The organism is Acidaminococcus sp. AM05-11 (assembly GCF_003472805.1).
Taxonomy (GTDB): Bacteria; Bacillota; Negativicutes; order Acidaminococcales; family Acidaminococcaceae; genus Acidaminococcus; species Acidaminococcus hominis.
Genome location: NZ_QRMX01000009.1, coordinates 1 through 15,099, shown reverse-complemented (window position 1 = coordinate 15,099; position 15,099 = coordinate 1). Strand labels below are relative to the sequence as shown.

The 15,099-nt window shown below is 54.3% G+C and carries 15 protein-coding genes; all 15 read left to right on the top strand.

The window, feature by feature from the left end:
* The first annotated feature begins 63 nt into the window (after positions 1-63).
* The 15 genes from DW089_RS06320 (at position 64) to eutH (ending at position 14,681) form a co-directional block, all read left to right on the top strand.
* Positions 64-900 carry an energy-coupling factor transporter ATPase gene (locus DW089_RS06320; protein ID WP_105326878.1) on the top strand — a complete coding sequence of 279 codons (837 nt, stop codon included), beginning with the start codon at positions 64-66 and terminating at the stop codon, positions 898-900.
* A complete protein-coding gene (locus tag DW089_RS06315) occupies positions 885-1,751 on the top strand; it encodes an energy-coupling factor transporter ATPase (protein ID WP_105326879.1) in 867 nt (288 codons plus the stop codon). The genes DW089_RS06320 and DW089_RS06315 overlap by 16 nt, the downstream gene beginning before the upstream one ends.
* Complete coding sequence (locus DW089_RS06310; protein WP_105326880.1) at positions 1,741-2,550, top strand: energy-coupling factor transporter transmembrane protein EcfT; 810 nt, start codon at positions 1,741-1,743, stop codon at positions 2,548-2,550. The genes DW089_RS06315 and DW089_RS06310 overlap by 11 nt, the downstream gene beginning before the upstream one ends.
* Positions 2,547-3,284 carry a tRNA pseudouridine(38-40) synthase TruA gene (gene truA, locus DW089_RS06305; protein ID WP_105326881.1) on the top strand — a complete coding sequence of 246 codons (738 nt, stop codon included), beginning with the start codon at positions 2,547-2,549 and terminating at the stop codon, positions 3,282-3,284. Before DW089_RS06310 ends, truA begins: the two co-directional genes overlap by 4 nt.
* Positions 3,285-3,311: 27 nt before the next feature.
* On the top strand, positions 3,312-5,222 hold the full coding sequence (locus DW089_RS06300; protein ID WP_105326882.1) for a TonB-dependent siderophore receptor: 1,911 nt from the start codon (positions 3,312-3,314) through the stop codon (positions 5,220-5,222).
* Positions 5,223-5,291: 69 nt separating this feature from the next.
* Positions 5,292-6,257 (top strand): ABC transporter substrate-binding protein, encoded by a 966-nt coding sequence (locus DW089_RS06295; RefSeq protein WP_231086335.1) that lies wholly within the window; start codon positions 5,292-5,294, stop codon positions 6,255-6,257.
* A gap of 1 nt (position 6,258) precedes the next feature.
* Entirely contained in the window at positions 6,259-7,095 is an 837-nt protein-coding gene (locus DW089_RS06290; protein ID WP_158572333.1) for an ABC transporter ATP-binding protein, read from the top strand.
* A gap of 53 nt (positions 7,096-7,148) precedes the next feature.
* A complete protein-coding gene (locus DW089_RS06285) occupies positions 7,149-7,733 on the top strand; it encodes a MotA/TolQ/ExbB proton channel family protein (RefSeq protein WP_231086337.1) in 585 nt (194 codons plus the stop codon).
* Entirely contained in the window at positions 7,730-8,146 is a 417-nt protein-coding gene (locus DW089_RS06280) for a biopolymer transporter ExbD (protein WP_105326885.1), read from the top strand. Before DW089_RS06285 ends, DW089_RS06280 begins: the two co-directional genes overlap by 4 nt.
* Positions 8,139-8,873, top strand: a complete 735-nt coding sequence (locus tag DW089_RS06275; protein ID WP_105326886.1) for an energy transducer TonB — start codon at positions 8,139-8,141, stop codon at positions 8,871-8,873. Before DW089_RS06280 ends, DW089_RS06275 begins: the two co-directional genes overlap by 8 nt.
* An 87-nt stretch (positions 8,874-8,960) precedes the next feature.
* A complete protein-coding gene (locus DW089_RS06270; RefSeq protein WP_105326887.1) occupies positions 8,961-9,701 on the top strand; it encodes an RsiV family protein in 741 nt (246 codons plus the stop codon).
* 61 nt (positions 9,702-9,762) lie between these two features.
* Positions 9,763-11,007: a MerR family transcriptional regulator gene (locus tag DW089_RS06265; protein WP_158572332.1), complete on the top strand. Its 1,245-nt coding sequence runs from the start codon at positions 9,763-9,765 to the stop codon at positions 11,005-11,007.
* Positions 11,008-11,367: 360 nt separating this feature from the next.
* Positions 11,368-12,774 carry a sodium:alanine symporter family protein gene (locus DW089_RS06260; protein ID WP_231086339.1) on the top strand — a complete coding sequence of 469 codons (1,407 nt, stop codon included), beginning with the start codon at positions 11,368-11,370 and terminating at the stop codon, positions 12,772-12,774.
* Positions 12,775-12,809: 35 nt separating this feature from the next.
* Positions 12,810-13,556 carry a gamma-glutamyl-gamma-aminobutyrate hydrolase family protein gene (locus DW089_RS06255; RefSeq protein ID WP_199614641.1) on the top strand — a complete coding sequence of 249 codons (747 nt, stop codon included), beginning with the start codon at positions 12,810-12,812 and terminating at the stop codon, positions 13,554-13,556.
* Positions 13,557-13,607: 51 nt separating this feature from the next.
* Positions 13,608-14,681 (top strand): ethanolamine utilization protein EutH, encoded by a 1,074-nt coding sequence (eutH, locus tag DW089_RS06250; RefSeq protein WP_233547569.1) that lies wholly within the window; start codon positions 13,608-13,610, stop codon positions 14,679-14,681.
* Positions 14,682-15,099: the final 418 nt, after the last annotated feature.

Below are 15,099 nucleotides of genomic sequence, written 5' to 3'. Positions count from 1 at the left end.
TTTTTTTGTGTCATTGACGGGGTGCGGTCAACAAAGTTATAATCTTAATTTATGGAGGATTTTATGGAACCGATACTTGAAACGAGAAATTTGACCCATACCTATATCGATGGCCAAAACCAGGAAATGACGGCTCTAAAGGGCATCAACCTGTCCATTGCCCCCGGTGAATTTGTGGCCATTATTGGCACCAACGGCAGCGGCAAGTCCACCCTGGCCCGGCATTTCAACGGCCTTTTGCTGCCCACGGAAGGCCAGTGCCTGGTAGCGGGAATGGATACGTCCCTGGAAGAGAACCTGTGGCCGGTGCGCCAGCAGGTGGGCATGGTCCTCCAAAACCCGGACAACCAGATTGTGGCTGCCATCGTGGAAGAAGATGTGGCCTTTGGCCTGGAAAACATCGGGGTGCCCGGACCGGAAATCCGGCCTCGGGTCCAGCAGGCCCTGGAAGTGGTGGGCATGACTGAGTATGCCAAGCATGCACCTCACCGGCTGTCCGGCGGCCAGAAACAGCGGGTGGCCATTGCCGGGGTGCTGGCCCTGGAGCCCCGCTGCATTGTTTTTGACGAACCCACCGCCATGCTGGACCCCAAAGGCCGGCAGGAGATTGTCAGCACGGTGCTGCGGCTGAACAAGGAAAAACACATTACCATTGTGTACATTACCCACAAAATGGAGGAAGCCATCCTGGCGGACCGGATCATCGCCATGGACCAGGGAACAATCGCCCTGGAAGGCACCCCCAAAGAGGTATTCACCCAGGTGGACCGGATTCGTGCCCTGGGCCTGGAATGCCCTCTGGCCGCTGAGGTGGCCAATGTCCTGAACAAACAGGGGCACAAATTGCCTCCCATTCTGACCCATAAGGAGTTGTGTGAAGCATTATGTCCATCCAAGTAGATCATATCTCCTATACCTATATGGCCCACACCAGTCTGGAGCAGAAAGCCCTGGATGATGTGAGCTTTACCCTGGAAAAAGGGGAATTTGTAGCGCTTATCGGCCACACGGGCAGCGGCAAGTCCACCCTGGCTGAGCATCTGAATGGGCTGCTCCATCCTTCTTCCGGCCGGGTGCTGGTAGATGGGGTGGACCTGGCCGGCAAAGGTGCCCAGGTAAAAACCGCCAGGGGCAAGGTGGGTATGGTATTCCAATATCCGGAACACCAGCTCTTTGCGGAAACTATTTATGAAGACGTGGCTTTTGGGCCTCGGAATCAGGGAAAGACCCCGGAAGAAGTGGAAGAAGCTGTCCGAAGCGCCCTGGAATTTGTGGATTTGGACTACGATACCTTTGCCCAACGGTCTCCTTTCCAATTGTCCGGCGGACAGATGCGCCGGGTGGCCATTGCCGGGGTAGTGGCCATGGAACCGGATTACCTGATTATGGACGAGCCCAGTGCGGGTTTGGACCCGGTCAGCCGGGACAATGTGTTCCACCAGCTGCTGCAAATTTTCCATAAGCGGAAAATGGGGGTGCTGCTCATTACCCATAGTATGGAAGAAGCGGCCCAGTATGCGGACCGGCTTCTGGTAATGCAGGGCGGGAAGGTCCATTTGGACGGCCCGGCCCGGGAATTGTTTGCCAAGGAGCGCCAAAAGCTCCAGGAGCTGTCCGTGGATATTCCGGAGAGCCTGAAACTGGCTGATGAGCTGGCACAGGCTGGGCTGCCCCTGCACGGTACGCCTCTTACCCAGGACGAACTGGTGGCAGCTATTATGCGGGCAAAGGGGTGGAAACATGCTGACTGATATTACGCTGGGCCAATACTATCCCGGCAATTCCTGCATTCATCGTTTGGACCCCAGGACCAAAATCCTGTCCGTCCTGTTTTATATGGTCATGGTGTTTATGGCCGATTCGCCGTTGTCCTACGGACTGCTGATTGCCCTGATTTTTTTGGGCACCCTGCTGGCCAAGCTGCCGGCAGGTCTGCTGCTGCGGTCGCTGAAACCCCTGTGGGTCATTATTTTGCTGACCATGGGCATTCATTTTGTTACGGATCCCGGGAAGGTGCTGTGGAGCTGGAAATTCATTACCCTGACAGAAGAAGGCATCATTCTGGGAATCAAGATGTCCCTGAGACTGGTGCTGCTGCTTTTGATTTCTTCCTTGATGACCTTTACTACGTCACCCATTGTACTGACGGATGGAATAGAATCCCTGCTGCGGCCCTTTAAGAAAATCGGGGTGCCGGCCCACGAGCTGGCCATGATGATGACCATTGCCCTGCGCTTTATTCCTACCCTGCTGGAGGAAACGGACCGGATCATGAAGGCCCAGATGTCCCGGGGTGCGGACTTTTCTTCGGGGAATATCATGAAACGGGCCCGGAATATGCTGCCCATTTTGATTCCCCTGTTTATTTCTGCCTTCCGCCGGGCCGATGAACTGGCCCTGGCCATGGAAGCCCGGTGCTACCGGGGCGGGGAAGGTCGGACCCGGATGAATGAACTGGTTTATAAAAAAGGTGATGGCGCTGCGGCCCTGGTGATGCTGGGCCTATTTGCCCTGCTGGCCTTTTTGAAATGGGGGCCGCTTGCTGCATGAGAAGAACCATTAAGGCCCTGGTGGCCTACGACGGAACCAGTTACCAAGGGTTCCAGCGCCAGAAAAACGGGGTAGGTGTCCAGCAGGTGCTGGAACGGGCCCTGACCCGGGTACTGGGCGAACCGATTTTGATCAAGGCGGCAGGCCGGACCGATGCCGGAGTCCACGGGCTGGGACAGGTGATTTCCTTTTCTACGGAAAGTCCCATTCCCCCGGAAAACTACCGGCGGGCTTTGGAGCCAGTCCTGCCCCCGGATATTGTCATCCGCACCGCGGAAGTGGCACCGGAGAATTTTCATGCCCGCTACGATGCTATTGAAAAAACGTACCAATACAAGGTACTTTATGCGCCTCTGCCGGATCCCTGTCAGCGGAACTATACCTGGGAAATCCGGGAGCCCCTGGAGGTAGAAGCCATGAACCAGGCAGCCCAGCTGCTTTTGGGCACCCACGACTTTTCTTCCTTCAAAAACCAAGGGAGCCAGGATCGGTCCCCGGTTCGGACCCTGAAGGAAGCTCATTGGGTGCAGGACGGGGACCTGTATGTGTTTACCATTACCGGGGACGGTTTCCTGTACCGGATGGTGCGCAATATTGTGGGCTGTCTGGTGCGGGTGGGCACCGGCAAATGGACGGTAGAAGATTTTGCGGCGGTACTGGCCGCTAAGGACCGGAAGCAAGCGGGGATGGCTGCTCCGGCCCAAGGACTTTATTTAATGCATGTGAAATATTAAAACGAAAAATTGGAAGGGGCTTTTGCAATGAAAAAAATGATGGGGAAAACCCTTAGCGTAACGGTACCACTGACCCTTTTGACTCTGGGCAGTGGACTGGCCCTGGCGGCCGATGCGGCCCAGGAACCGGTACAGGAGATTGTCATTACTGCCAACCGGCTGAAAAATACCAAGGCGGATACCCCTGCCAATGTAACGGTGATTACGGCCCAGCAGATCAAGGAGCGGGGCTACGAAAATGTGGCGGAAGCCCTGGAGGATGTATCCGGTGCCCGGGTCATGCAGGGTGGTATTGGCGCCGGTGAGCGCCACGTGATGCTCAACGGAGATGAGCGGGTGCTGGTGCTGGTGGATGGCCGCCGGGTAAATAATAGTATGGGGTCTATGGTGAAGGCTACGCTTGACCTGAATACCCTGCCGCCCATGGGCGCCATTGAGAAGATTGAAGTGGTGAAAGGCGGCGCCTCCACCCTGTACGGGGCGGACGCCGTAGGCGGCGTAATCAATATTATCACGAAAAATACGGAAGAAACTACGGGAACCCTGCGGGCAGGCTATGGCTCCTGGGGCAATCAGGACCTGGGGGTAACCGTCAGCGGCCGGCAGGACAAAACCGGAATTCTGGTCAGTGCCCAGCTGGAAAAGGCTTCCTACACAAAGTATAAGGATCATAATGGGGACACCAAGCGGTGGCCCGGCAGAAGTGACTATACCCAGGACGCCCTGTCCCTGAAGGTGACCCAGGATTTTGATGCCAACAGCGGCCTGACCCTGAACTATGACTATTCCAATCTGGAGGGCAATAACCCCTACCAGGTGAACTATTACAGCCCTTCCCAGATTGACAAGAAAACCAACAATGTGGGCCTGCGCTACGACTGGAACCGGAACCTGGACAACAAAGGCTATGTGCAGCTGTACCGGAACTATTATTCCTACTACAACCTGGGGGGCATGGACGAAACCGATTGGGCGGTGGAGGCCCAGCAGAACCTGAAACTGGCGGAGAACAATACGCTGATTGCGGGTCTGGAATACCGGCATGCCCAAGCTGAAAATATAGCCAGCTATACGGGAACCCAGGGGTATAACAACAAGGCTCTCTTTGTCCAGGACCAGTGGCAGTTCCTGCCTTCCTGGCAGTTAAACGCCGGGGTCCGCTATGATGACCATAGCCACAGCGGGAACCGGACCACGGGCAGTGTTTCCGTGAACAAGAAATTCTCCCAGGACAGCAATCTGTACGTATCCTGGAACCAGGTATTTCGGACGCCCACCATCGATGACCTGTATTATTATTCTGACCTGTCCCTGTGGGGGTGGGGCAAATATGTAGGCAAGGACAACCTGAAGGCGGAAACCGGCAATGTGTGGAATATTGGCTACAACTTTAAGGCCACGCCCAAAACTGATGTGAGCATTAATGCTTTCTATAGCCTGCTAAACAATGCTATTGAGTGGCGCGAAGTGAAGGTTAATGAGTACCGCACGGATTCCTACGCGGAGAATATCCAAAAAGAAAAGAAACGCGGCCTGGAACTGTCCGCTGTGCACCATTTGAATAAGCATTGGGATTTGGAAGGGTCTTATACTTATGTAAAAGTGGAAGATAATCGTGCTGATGCAGGCTACACCCGGGACAACAACTATGCCCCCAACTACTACCAGTTTGGGGTCCGGTTCCATGACCTGCGGTGGAACCTGTCCCTTAGGGGCCGGGCAGCCACCGGTCTCAGCCGGAAAAACTACGGGGAAGACCGGTACCTGACCATGGATTTCAATGCCCGGTACAAGTTTAACCAAAACTGGACCGGCTACGCCACAGTTTACAATTTGACCAACGCAGCCTATGCTGAGCAGGGCGGCGTAGTCGGAGGGCAGGATAGCTATCCCATGCCCGGACGCCGGATTATGGTTGGCGCGGAATATTCGTTCTAAAGAGGAAGGGGAGGCTGAGCGCTGCACAGCCTCTTTTTCTGTATCTGAAGCCTAAGAAGGAGGAACCCCATGAAAAGCCTGCGCTTTCTATTGCTGCTGGGTGTGCTGCTGGTGCTTTTTGGCTGTGGCCCAACGGCAAAACCCCAGCTAAAAAGCGGCTATACGGTAGTAGATGTCCGGGGAAAAACTGTCACTTTGCCCCAGGAGCCTCGGCGGATTGTGACCGATTCCCTCCATTTGGATGAAACCCTGCTGACCCTGGTGCCGGCAGAGCGTTTGGCGGCTGCCTATTATCTGGACGGGGAACCGGGGGTCTCCTTTATCAGTGAAGAAACCAAAGGCGTCACCCCCCGGCTGCGGGATTATACCCCGGAAGCTGTGGCTGGCGTCCAGCCGGATTTGTTTTTGGCTTCCACCTGGTCCGATCCGGGGCTGATTGCCAAGGTGGAGGAACTGGGGATTCCTGTGGTGGTGTGCTATGGCCCGTCTACGCTTGGACAAGTGGAAGACAATGTACGGCTGATGGCCAAAGCCCTCCGGCAGGAAGAGACCGGAGAAAAGGTGGTCCGGCAGCTGGAAGCGCAGCTGACAGAAATCGACCGGGTGGTGGCCCAGGAGCCCCAGCCCCGGCCGGTGGGGTTTCTGGTTTCGCTGATGAGCCGTTACGGCGGCACCGGGTCCCTTTACGACCAATTGACCAAGCGGGCGGGCTTTCGCAATGGCTTGGCTGAAGCCGGCCTGAAAAACGGAGATACCCTGACGCCTGAAGCAGTGCTCCGGGCGGACCCGGACTTTTTCCTGGTGGCCCAGCCCTATCCGGAGGAACAGCAGGATTATGCGGCTATCCGGCAGCAGTTTTTTGCCAATCCGGCCTACCAGGAGCTGCGGGGCCTGAAGCATCTGGTGGCGCTGCCGGACCGGTACGTCTATGACGCTTCTCCCCAGCTGGTGTATGGCATCAAGGCCATGGCCAACGCAGCTTTTGGCCGGAAATTGTTTGTTTGGGACAAAGAGCCGCTGCTCAAGGGGTACTGATATGACACTGGAATTAATTGGGGCCCGATTGGGCTATAGAGAAAAAGAGGTTTTGGACCAGGTGGACTTTTCCCTGGCCCAAGGAGAGTGTGTAGGGCTCATTGGCCCTAACGGTGCCGGGAAAAGCACCTTGCTGAAAAGCCTGGCGGGAATCCTGCCCCTTGGGCGGGGAACGGCTCAGGTGGACGGAAGGGAACTTAGGCAGCTCAGCCGGCAGCAGCTTGCCCGGAAAATTGCCTACCTGCCCCAGGACGGGCAGCTTGCTTTTGGGTATACGGCGGAGGACGTGGTGCTGACTGGCTGCTATCCCTATCTTTCCTGGCTGGCCCAGGAAGGGGAAGCGGAGCGGCAGCAGGCCCGGCGCTGTCTGGCCCTTATGGGAGCGGAAGAACTGACGGCGCAGCCGGTGGACCAATTGTCCGGAGGCCAACGCCAGCGGGTGCTATTGGCCCGGACCCTGCTCCAGCAGGCGCCCTATTGGGTGCTGGATGAGCCCCTGGGGGAACTGGACCTGGCGGCGGGGGAACAGCTGCTGCAGCTTTGCCGCCAGCTGGTGGAAAAAGGCCTGGGAATTCTGCTTTCCCTGCACGACCTGACCCTGGCTGCGGCTTATTGTGATCGGCTGGTGCTGGTGGGGCGGGGAAAAATTCTGGCCCAGGGCACTCCGGAACAGGTGCTGACAGAAACGCTGCTGAGTGAGGCTTATGGCCTTTCCTGCCAGGTGGTGCGGGGCCCTGGAGGGCTGCGGATTCAGCCCCGGCCCAATCCCCAACAGGAAAAACGGCAGCAGGAGTTATTGCAGGACATTTTGAAAAATCGATTTACGGAGGCAGATTAGTGATGGAATGGCTGAAAACAGGTTGGAGTTATTTTTTGCGGGGAGGTTTGGTAATGTGGCCCCTGCTGCTTTGTTCTGTGATTTCCCTGGCCCTTACCCTGGAACGGTGGAAGTATTTTCATAAGGAGGATTCAGGCCGGGTTTTTCCCCAGCAATTCTGCGCTCTGCTGCGGGAAAGCCGCTGGCAGGAGGCTTGGCAGCTGACAGAGAATACTCCGGGAGAAATGGCGGCTTTGGGACGGAAACTTCTTTCCGCTCCTCCCCAGGTCCGGACCAAGGAGAGCTATATTGTAGGGGAAAGCCGGCAGCTGCTGCAGCATTTTGAAAAAGGCCTGACCTATCTCCAGGTGATTGTGACCCTGGCGCCTATTTTGGGCCTTTTGGGAACCATCACCGGGATGATGGCTTCTTTTGATGCCCTGGGTACCCGCTGGGAAAATCCTTTGGCGGTTACCGCCGGGGTGGGGGAAGCCCTGATTACCACCATCTTTGGCCTGCTGATTGCCATTGTGACCATTTGCTGTCATACGTATTTTGCCCAGCGGGTAAAAACCCTGGCAGGGGAGCTGGAACAGGTGGATAATACCTTTATGGAAAATGCGGACAGCCTGCCGCAGCAAGGGGGCTGGCACCAATGATCCATTTCGGTTCTTCTTCCTCGGAAAAGGAATCCAATATCCAGATTTCCCCTATGATTGATATGGTGTTTCTGCTGCTGGTCTTCTTCATTGTGTGTACCATGTACATGACCCAGCAGTACGGGGTACCCGTGGAATTGCCCAAGGCCCAAGGGGTACTCCAGCAGGAAGCACCCTTGGAAGTAACCCTTACCCGGGACGGAGGCCTTTATTTCCAGGGGCAGCCGGTAACGGTGGAACAGCTAAAGGCTGAGGCCCAGACTGCGGTGCAGCAGGGCAAGGGTCAGGTGGTGAACCTGCGGGCCGACCAGGAGGTAAGCTACGGCCGGGTCATGGGTGTTATGGGAGAACTGAAAACCTGCGGCATCAAGGATTTTGCCCTGACGGTGCAGCTGGAGGGAAGTCATGGCTAAGGGAAAATGGCCCGGGTATCTGGGCTGGTCCCTGCTGGTGCATGGTTTGCTCGTCTTTGCAGCAGGCGGGCTGCTGTACCAGCTGCGGCCAGCGCCCCAGCCCCCCAGCATTCACGTAACCCTTCAGGAAGTGGGGGGCAATACGGCAGGCGGCGCAGCCGGGGTGTCTGGCAACGCTGCCGGTACTGGGGAAAATACGGAACAGGTACTGCAGCAGCTGCTGCAGACCCCTACCGGCCCTTCAGCAGAAGGAGGCGAGCCGGGGAAAAGAGTACTTACTACGGGGGAGAGCAGTGCAGGGTTTTCTGCTCCCAGCGCTGCGGGCAGCGGGACTGGCACAGCAAGCCCTGCTGGCTCCGGCACGGGCACTGGCGCTAATGGCGGTGGAGAAGGCGGCGGAGAAGGCTCTGGCTCCGGGGCTGGGAACGGGGCTGGAAGCGGCAGTGCGGACCTTAGCCGGGGACCCGTCCTGTCCTCTTACCATAAGGTGTACCCAGCCTCTGCCCGGAGTGCCGGCGAAGAAGGCAGCGTTCTGGTAGGGGTAACGGTAAGCCCTTCGGGCGGCGTAACGGAAGCCTGGTTGGAGGAAAGCTCCGGCTACGACCGGCTGGACCGGGCGGCTCTCCAGTCGGTCCGGCAGGGGCAGTTCCAGCCGGCCCTGGACCGGACTGGACAGCCCATAACCAGCACCGCCCGAATTCGGGTACGGTACAGCCTGGAGGAGTGATTTTCTTGCAGAGGCCGAAAAGGCTTTGTATAATACAAGGAGAGAATAAGTCGTGGCAAGTGTCTAGACAGGAAAGGATGAGGCAGTATGGGAAAGAAGCAGGCAGGCTTGCTGCTGACGGGATTTATGGCCCTGGCGTTGGTACTGTCCGGACCAGGAATGAGTCAGGCGGCAGAAAATGATTGGGCCAAAACCGCCCATTTGACCCTGGAGCAGCCGCTGGAAGGGGAATTTCCAGGGCAGGTCATGGTTGCCCAGCAGGGGCTGGTGATCCGCAGCCAGCTGATTCAGGAAAATGGCCTGAATCTCAGCTATCCCCAGGTGTACCTGGCAGAGAATCCGGAGGCATCCCGGAAAATTTCCCGGTACCTGAAAAAGGTAGCGGAAAAGTCCCGGAAGGATTACGAAAAAGCCAACGTTCATTCGGAAAAGCTGACCTCCTATATCCACTACCGGCTGTGCCATTACGGCGAGGGGTATTTGTCTGTGCGGGAATACGGTATGGATTATTTTGAACGGGCAGCCCACCCCTTGAGTTGGGAACGGGGCTACACCTTTTCTCTCAAGACCGGGGAGCTGGTGAAATGGCAGGACCTTGTGCCCAAGCACCAGAAAGCCCTGTTTACTCTGGAAAAAATCAACGAAAAGCTGTGGGCAACGCCCTATGGCACAGGCCATTACTTCTATCCGGAATTTAAGGGCTTGGAAAAATTGCCGGAAAATTACTATCTGGACCCGGACGGCAGTATCCACTTTTTGTTCCAGCCCTACGAAATCGCACCGTATGCGGTGGGCATCATCGATCTGTCCATGCAAAACGGTATTTGAGCAAAAAAAGCAGGCAAAACCCTATGGCTTTGCCTGCTTTTACCCTATAGGAGGAATTCCCATGCAAGATCTGAAAATCGGAGATTTTGCGGACCTGTACCAGGTTTCCAAGGACACGGTCCGCTATTACGTGAAAATGGGTCTATTGCGGCCCCAGGTGGTGGGAACCCAGATGCATTTTGGCGAGAAAGATAAGCTGGATATGGGAACTATCCTGCGGCTGAAAAATATGCAGTTAAGCATTACGGAAATCCGCAGCCTGCTGTACCTGAAACGGATGTCCAACTTTATCGAGCCAGCCACCCTGAACCGATGCATTGAACTATTGGAAAATAAGGCCAAGGAGCTGCGGCAGCAGCGGGAAAATCTGGACGCCAGCCTGGAACTGCTCCAGCAGGAAATCCGGCAGCTGGAAGAACGGAAAAAGGTTGCCCATACGGCTGCCAGCGGGGTGCCGCTGGAGGCCATTGCCCTGCTGCGCTGCCCCCACTGCGGCAAAAGCTTTACCATTGAAGGTGGGGAAATCAGCCGGTCTTTCCTGATGAAAGGGCAGCTGCGCTGTGACTGCGGCTGCCAGATGGAGATTCGCAACGGCATCCTGCTGACGGGGAACCTTTATACAGGAAACCACGATACCCCGGACCTGGAGCGGAAACTGTACCATGAGACCGGGCTCCAGTTCAGTATCTGTGCGCCTCGCTGCCCGGAATTTATGCTGCAGGAGCTGAACAAGAGGGACTTGCACGGGAAAGTGATTTTTGAAGGGAACATCAACGGCTACTTTTTTATCTATAATTTTTTGGACAATCTGCCCCAGGACTGTCTGTACATCATTGCGGACAAGTACCCGGAAGTGCTGGCAGACTATAAATCCCTGATGGAGACCCTGGCTCCTGATCTAAAGGTTTTGTATATTGCGGATGCCGGTGAGCACCTGCCACTGGCCAGGGAGTCCCTTGATCTGGTGGTGGCCCTTTTTGGAGAGCTGGAATACAGCTTTTACCATAAGCAGTGCCAGCTTCAGAACCTGAAGGAACAGCTGAAGCCCGGAGCAGAGCTGATTGGGGCGTACCAAAGCCTGCCTTGGGGCAGCCAAAGCCGGAAAAACCTGATGCGTAAGTACCCCGAGGGCAGCAGCCGGATGTGCAGTATGAAAGCCCTGGAGGAAGAGTATCGGCAGAATGGGTACAGCCTGAAGACCAAGCTGCTGGGGACGGTGCTGGAGACCACCAAACATCACATGTATACCGAACATGTGGATGGGGAACCCTTGGAAATGTATGGATATGTGGGGAAAAAATTGTAAGCGAAAAATATTTTTGAAAAAGATGGAGTTAACTCCATCTTTTTTTTATGAGGCAAAATCCCTGGGGCGAACGAAACGGAGAATTATACAAAAAAATAAAAATGACTTTTTTAAAGCGAGTTTGGTGAAATAAAGTCTGAAAGAATAGGAACCAAGAATGCTGTATGGTTAATACAGTATACATTATGGTTAATACAAGAAACAAATGGCTAAAAATAGAACAGATTGCATACAATAAGAAAACGTTCGGAGGACAGAACGTAAAGTTTCTTCTTGACGTGGTGTGGACTATAGGTCTTACTATGGGGGCAACAAACGAAAGGACGGCATTGCTGCCAGGAAATGCGAGGAGGAATCATTATGTTTATTCTAGAAGGTATGCAGGCTTTTGCAAATTGGCTCTGGGGCATCCCCATGCTGCTGTGGGTGGTAGGCGGCGGTTTCATCATGTCCATCCGGCTGGGCTTTCCCCAATTTACCCGGTTGGGCTTTATCCTGAAAAACACCATTGGGAAATCCTTTGGGGAAAAGGGTGAAGACGGCAAGTTCTCCGGCTGGCAGGCAGTTACCGGGGCCCTGGCTTCTACCTTGGGGGCCGGCAACATCATCGGTACGGCCATGGCGGTAGCCTTTGGCGGCCCTGGGGGCGTGTTCTGGCTGTGGCTGTCCGGGTTCTTCTGCTGCGTCATCAAATTCTGTGAAACCACCATGGCCATGAAGTATCGCCGGATGGGGGACAACGGGGTATGGGAAGGCGGTCCCCAGATCTACTTGACCAAGGGTACCGGCTGGAAGTGGATCAGCCCGGTGTATGCCGTACTCTGCATCTTCTGCCTGTTTTTGGCCGCTTCGGCCCAGATCGGTTCTGGGGTGGATAACCTGGTGGGGATTGGTACGCCCCGGCTGGCTACCACGGTGGTGCTGACCCTGTTGGTGGGCCTGGTAGTTATCGGCGGCATGAAGAGCCTGCTGTCCGTAACGGAAAAACTGGTTCCTTTTATGAGTGTGATGTACATGGCAGGCTGCCTGGTGGTGATTGCCATGAACGTGGGCAATCTGCCCGGTGCTTTGGCAGCTGTTTTTGCGGATGCCTTTACCGGTCATGCTGCCGTTGGCGGGTTCGTGGGTGCTACGGTAACCCAAAGCATCCGGTGGGGGATTGCCCGGGGCTGCTACTCCAATGACGCCGGTACCGGCGTAACCACCATTGTTCATGCGGTAGCCGATGTGAATCACCCCATTCAGCAAAGCATGTGGGCCGTATTTGAAGTATTTTTTGATACCATTATCGTATGTTCCATGACCTGCCTGGTGGTGCTCACCAGCGGCGTTTGGACCCTGAAACTGGATCCGGCCATTATGACGGCTACGGCCTTTGAGCAAAGCCTGGGCAGCTTTGGCGGCCTTTTGGTTACGATAGCAGTAGTGCTGTTTACCTTTACCACCGCCTGCGCCCAGATTGAATTTACCGAAGCCCAGTTCATTGCCTTGGTGGGTGAAAAGGCCCGGGGCGTAGCCCGCTGGATTATGCTGGTATTGATCCTGGGCGGCGGCATGGTTGGGATTTCCAAACTGATTACCTATGTAGACTTCTTTGCTGGCGTGTATGTGCTGGTCAATATGCTGGGGGTATACTGGTGCAACGGCCAGATTGTGGAGCTGTTCAAGGAATATTTCTCCAATCCCCAAAGATGGGAAACGGAAAAATGGGCTCCCTGGGTCAAAATGGAAAAAGAATATGCTGCCCGTAAAGGCTTGAACAAATAATTTGTATGGCAGAAAGGATGACTACGATGACAACTTTGAAACCAGTAATCGGTGTAACGTGCAACTATGATCCCCAGGATGGCCTGGGCCTGCAATCCGGCGTAGGTATTGCCGGCCAGGATTGGCTGTATCTGGCAGGGGACTACGTCTATGCGGTAGAAAAGGCTGGGGGCATCCCCGTGCTGCTGCCTCGGCTGAAAGCTATGCAGGAGTTGGATCCTTTGCTGGCCAAATTAGACGGGGTTTTGGTCACCGGCGGCCATGATGTGGATCCCAAAAATTACGGAACCCGGATGATTGGCCAATGCGGCCGGATTATTCCGGAGCGGGATAAAATGGATTTATACATTACCCGCTATGCCTTAGCCAATAAAAAACCGTTTTTAGGAATTTGCCGGGGAATCCAAATCCTGACCACCGCTTTGGGCGGAACCCTGTACCAGGATCTGGAAAGCGAAGGCGGTTACCTGAAGCATTTTATGGGGAATAGTCCCAGAGAATATTCTGTGCATAAAAATCTTGTAGAAAAAGACAGCCTGCTCTATACTATCCTCTGTAACGACTCTGTGGAGGTAAACAGTTACCATCACCAAGCGGTAAAAAATCCTGGAACCAAGCTGAAGGTAACGGCTCGTTCCGAGGACGGGGTCATTGAGGCGGTGGAGCTGAAGGATGCTGAGGTATTTACCCTGGGCGTACAATGGCATCCAGAGATGATGTTTACTACACAAGAGCAGCAGAACATTTTTAAGGCATTTGTAACTGCTGCAGCAAATCAGTAAGGCTTCCCAGGGGCAGCAAATTTAGCGGGAAACTGGGTGAATTTGATGGGGTTGGACAAGCTTTTATTCATGATTATCGGCATTGGTATTGTGCTGGGCGGAATTGACCATCTGCGCGGCAACAAATTGGGGCTGGGGCAGAAGTTTGTAGATGGGCTCAATGCCATGGGCCCTCTGGCTCTGGGGATGGCAGGGATGATTTGTTTGGCCCCTGTGATTTCCAGCAATATTAAGCCTTTGGCCGCGCTGGTGTATAATTCCACAGGGGTGGACCCGGCACTGTTTGGAGGCTTGCTTTCCAGTGATATGGGCGGTTATCCTTTGGCTATGGAACTGGCCAAGGATCCCTCTATGGCTCTGTATGCCGGCCTGAATATCGGTACTACCCTGGGCTGTACCCTGGTATTTCTGATTCCTTTGGGCCTGAGCATTATCAGTGACAACGACTTGGATTCTTTTGCCAAAGGAATTATGCTGGGCATTATTCCCATGCCCATTGGGGCTGTGGCAGGAGGTCTGGCTGCAGGGTTTCCCCTGGGCAGCATCTTGTACAATACGGTGCCGGTGCTGCTGCTGTCCCTACTGCTGGCAGTGGGCCTGCTGCTGAGACCTCGGTTGATTATTGCCGGCTGCTTGGCGCTGGGCAAACTGGTTTCCCTGCTGGGAACGCTGGGGCTTGTGGCAGCTGGCTTTACCCAGGTAACGGGCATTACCATTATCGCCGGTATGGAGAAAGTGGACGTGGCTATGAAAATCGTAGACGTCATTGCCGTGTTCCTTATGGGTGCTCTGCCCATTATGTCCCTGGTAACCAAAGCAGTGGAAAAACGCATGGACAAGAAGGGCGGCAAGGCCGTAAACAAGGACGATGTATTTGGCTTTGGGGTAACGCTGGTAAATCCGCTGCCTACCTTCATGATGCTGCCCAAAATGACGGAAGCCGGGAAAGTCAAAAATATTGCCTTCATGGTATCAGCATCCTGCACCTTTGGGGACTATCTGGGCTTTACCGCTGGGGTGGAGCCGGGTATGACCATTCCCGTTATTGCCGGTAAACTGGTGGGTGCGCTGTTGGCGCTATGGGTGGCCAACAGGTATACGGCCAAAGAAAATAAAAAAAGCTAAAAGCTGTAATAGTTGTTACATATGCAACTGATACAAGTAAAAGCTCGTTGAATTGTTCGATTTAGTACGAACGATTCAACGAGCTTTTGTAATTCTTACGTAAAGTAACGTAAAGTTTAAGAAAGTAATGAAAAGAGAACTGCGAGAATGTAAAAAACGCGTAAAAACCAAATTTAAACTGTTATTAACCGTAATTTTCCATTTTGCCATTCTGCCAGGGGTATGGTATTATAACTAAGCTTCCTCTTGAGAAGCAAGCAACACTTGGAAATATCAAAACGCTGTTTTTCAAAAGAAAAACAAAAAAGTTGTTGACAAAAACTTCTAAGTTTGCTAGAATAAACAAGCTGTCGCTGAGACAGCAAGACGAACTTTGAAAACTGAATATTGATTGACAGATGTGCGGGTCAAGTCACCT

Excerpts from the sequence above, each read along its gene's own strand:
- DW089_RS06320 (WP_105326878.1), top strand. The coding sequence starts at position 64 with ATGGAACCGATACTTGAAACGAGAAATTTGACCCATACCTATATCGAT.
- DW089_RS06315 (WP_105326879.1), top strand. The coding sequence starts at position 885 with ATGTCCATCCAAGTAGATCATATCTCCTATACCTATATGGCCCACACC.
- DW089_RS06310 (WP_105326880.1), top strand. The coding sequence starts at position 1,741 with ATGCTGACTGATATTACGCTGGGCCAATACTATCCCGGCAATTCCTGC.
- truA (WP_105326881.1), top strand. The coding sequence starts at position 2,547 with ATGAGAAGAACCATTAAGGCCCTGGTGGCCTACGACGGAACCAGTTAC.
- DW089_RS06300 (WP_105326882.1), top strand. The coding sequence starts at position 3,312 with ATGAAAAAAATGATGGGGAAAACCCTTAGCGTAACGGTACCACTGACC.
- DW089_RS06295 (WP_231086335.1), top strand. The coding sequence starts at position 5,292 with ATGAAAAGCCTGCGCTTTCTATTGCTGCTGGGTGTGCTGCTGGTGCTT.
- DW089_RS06290 (WP_158572333.1), top strand. The coding sequence starts at position 6,259 with ATGACACTGGAATTAATTGGGGCCCGATTGGGCTATAGAGAAAAAGAG.
- DW089_RS06285 (WP_231086337.1), top strand. The coding sequence starts at position 7,149 with ATGTGGCCCCTGCTGCTTTGTTCTGTGATTTCCCTGGCCCTTACCCTG.
- DW089_RS06280 (WP_105326885.1), top strand. The coding sequence starts at position 7,730 with ATGATCCATTTCGGTTCTTCTTCCTCGGAAAAGGAATCCAATATCCAG.
- DW089_RS06275 (WP_105326886.1), top strand. The coding sequence starts at position 8,139 with ATGGCTAAGGGAAAATGGCCCGGGTATCTGGGCTGGTCCCTGCTGGTG.
- DW089_RS06270 (WP_105326887.1), top strand. The coding sequence starts at position 8,961 with ATGGGAAAGAAGCAGGCAGGCTTGCTGCTGACGGGATTTATGGCCCTG.
- DW089_RS06265 (WP_158572332.1), top strand. The coding sequence starts at position 9,763 with ATGCAAGATCTGAAAATCGGAGATTTTGCGGACCTGTACCAGGTTTCC.
- DW089_RS06260 (WP_231086339.1), top strand. The coding sequence starts at position 11,368 with ATGTTTATTCTAGAAGGTATGCAGGCTTTTGCAAATTGGCTCTGGGGC.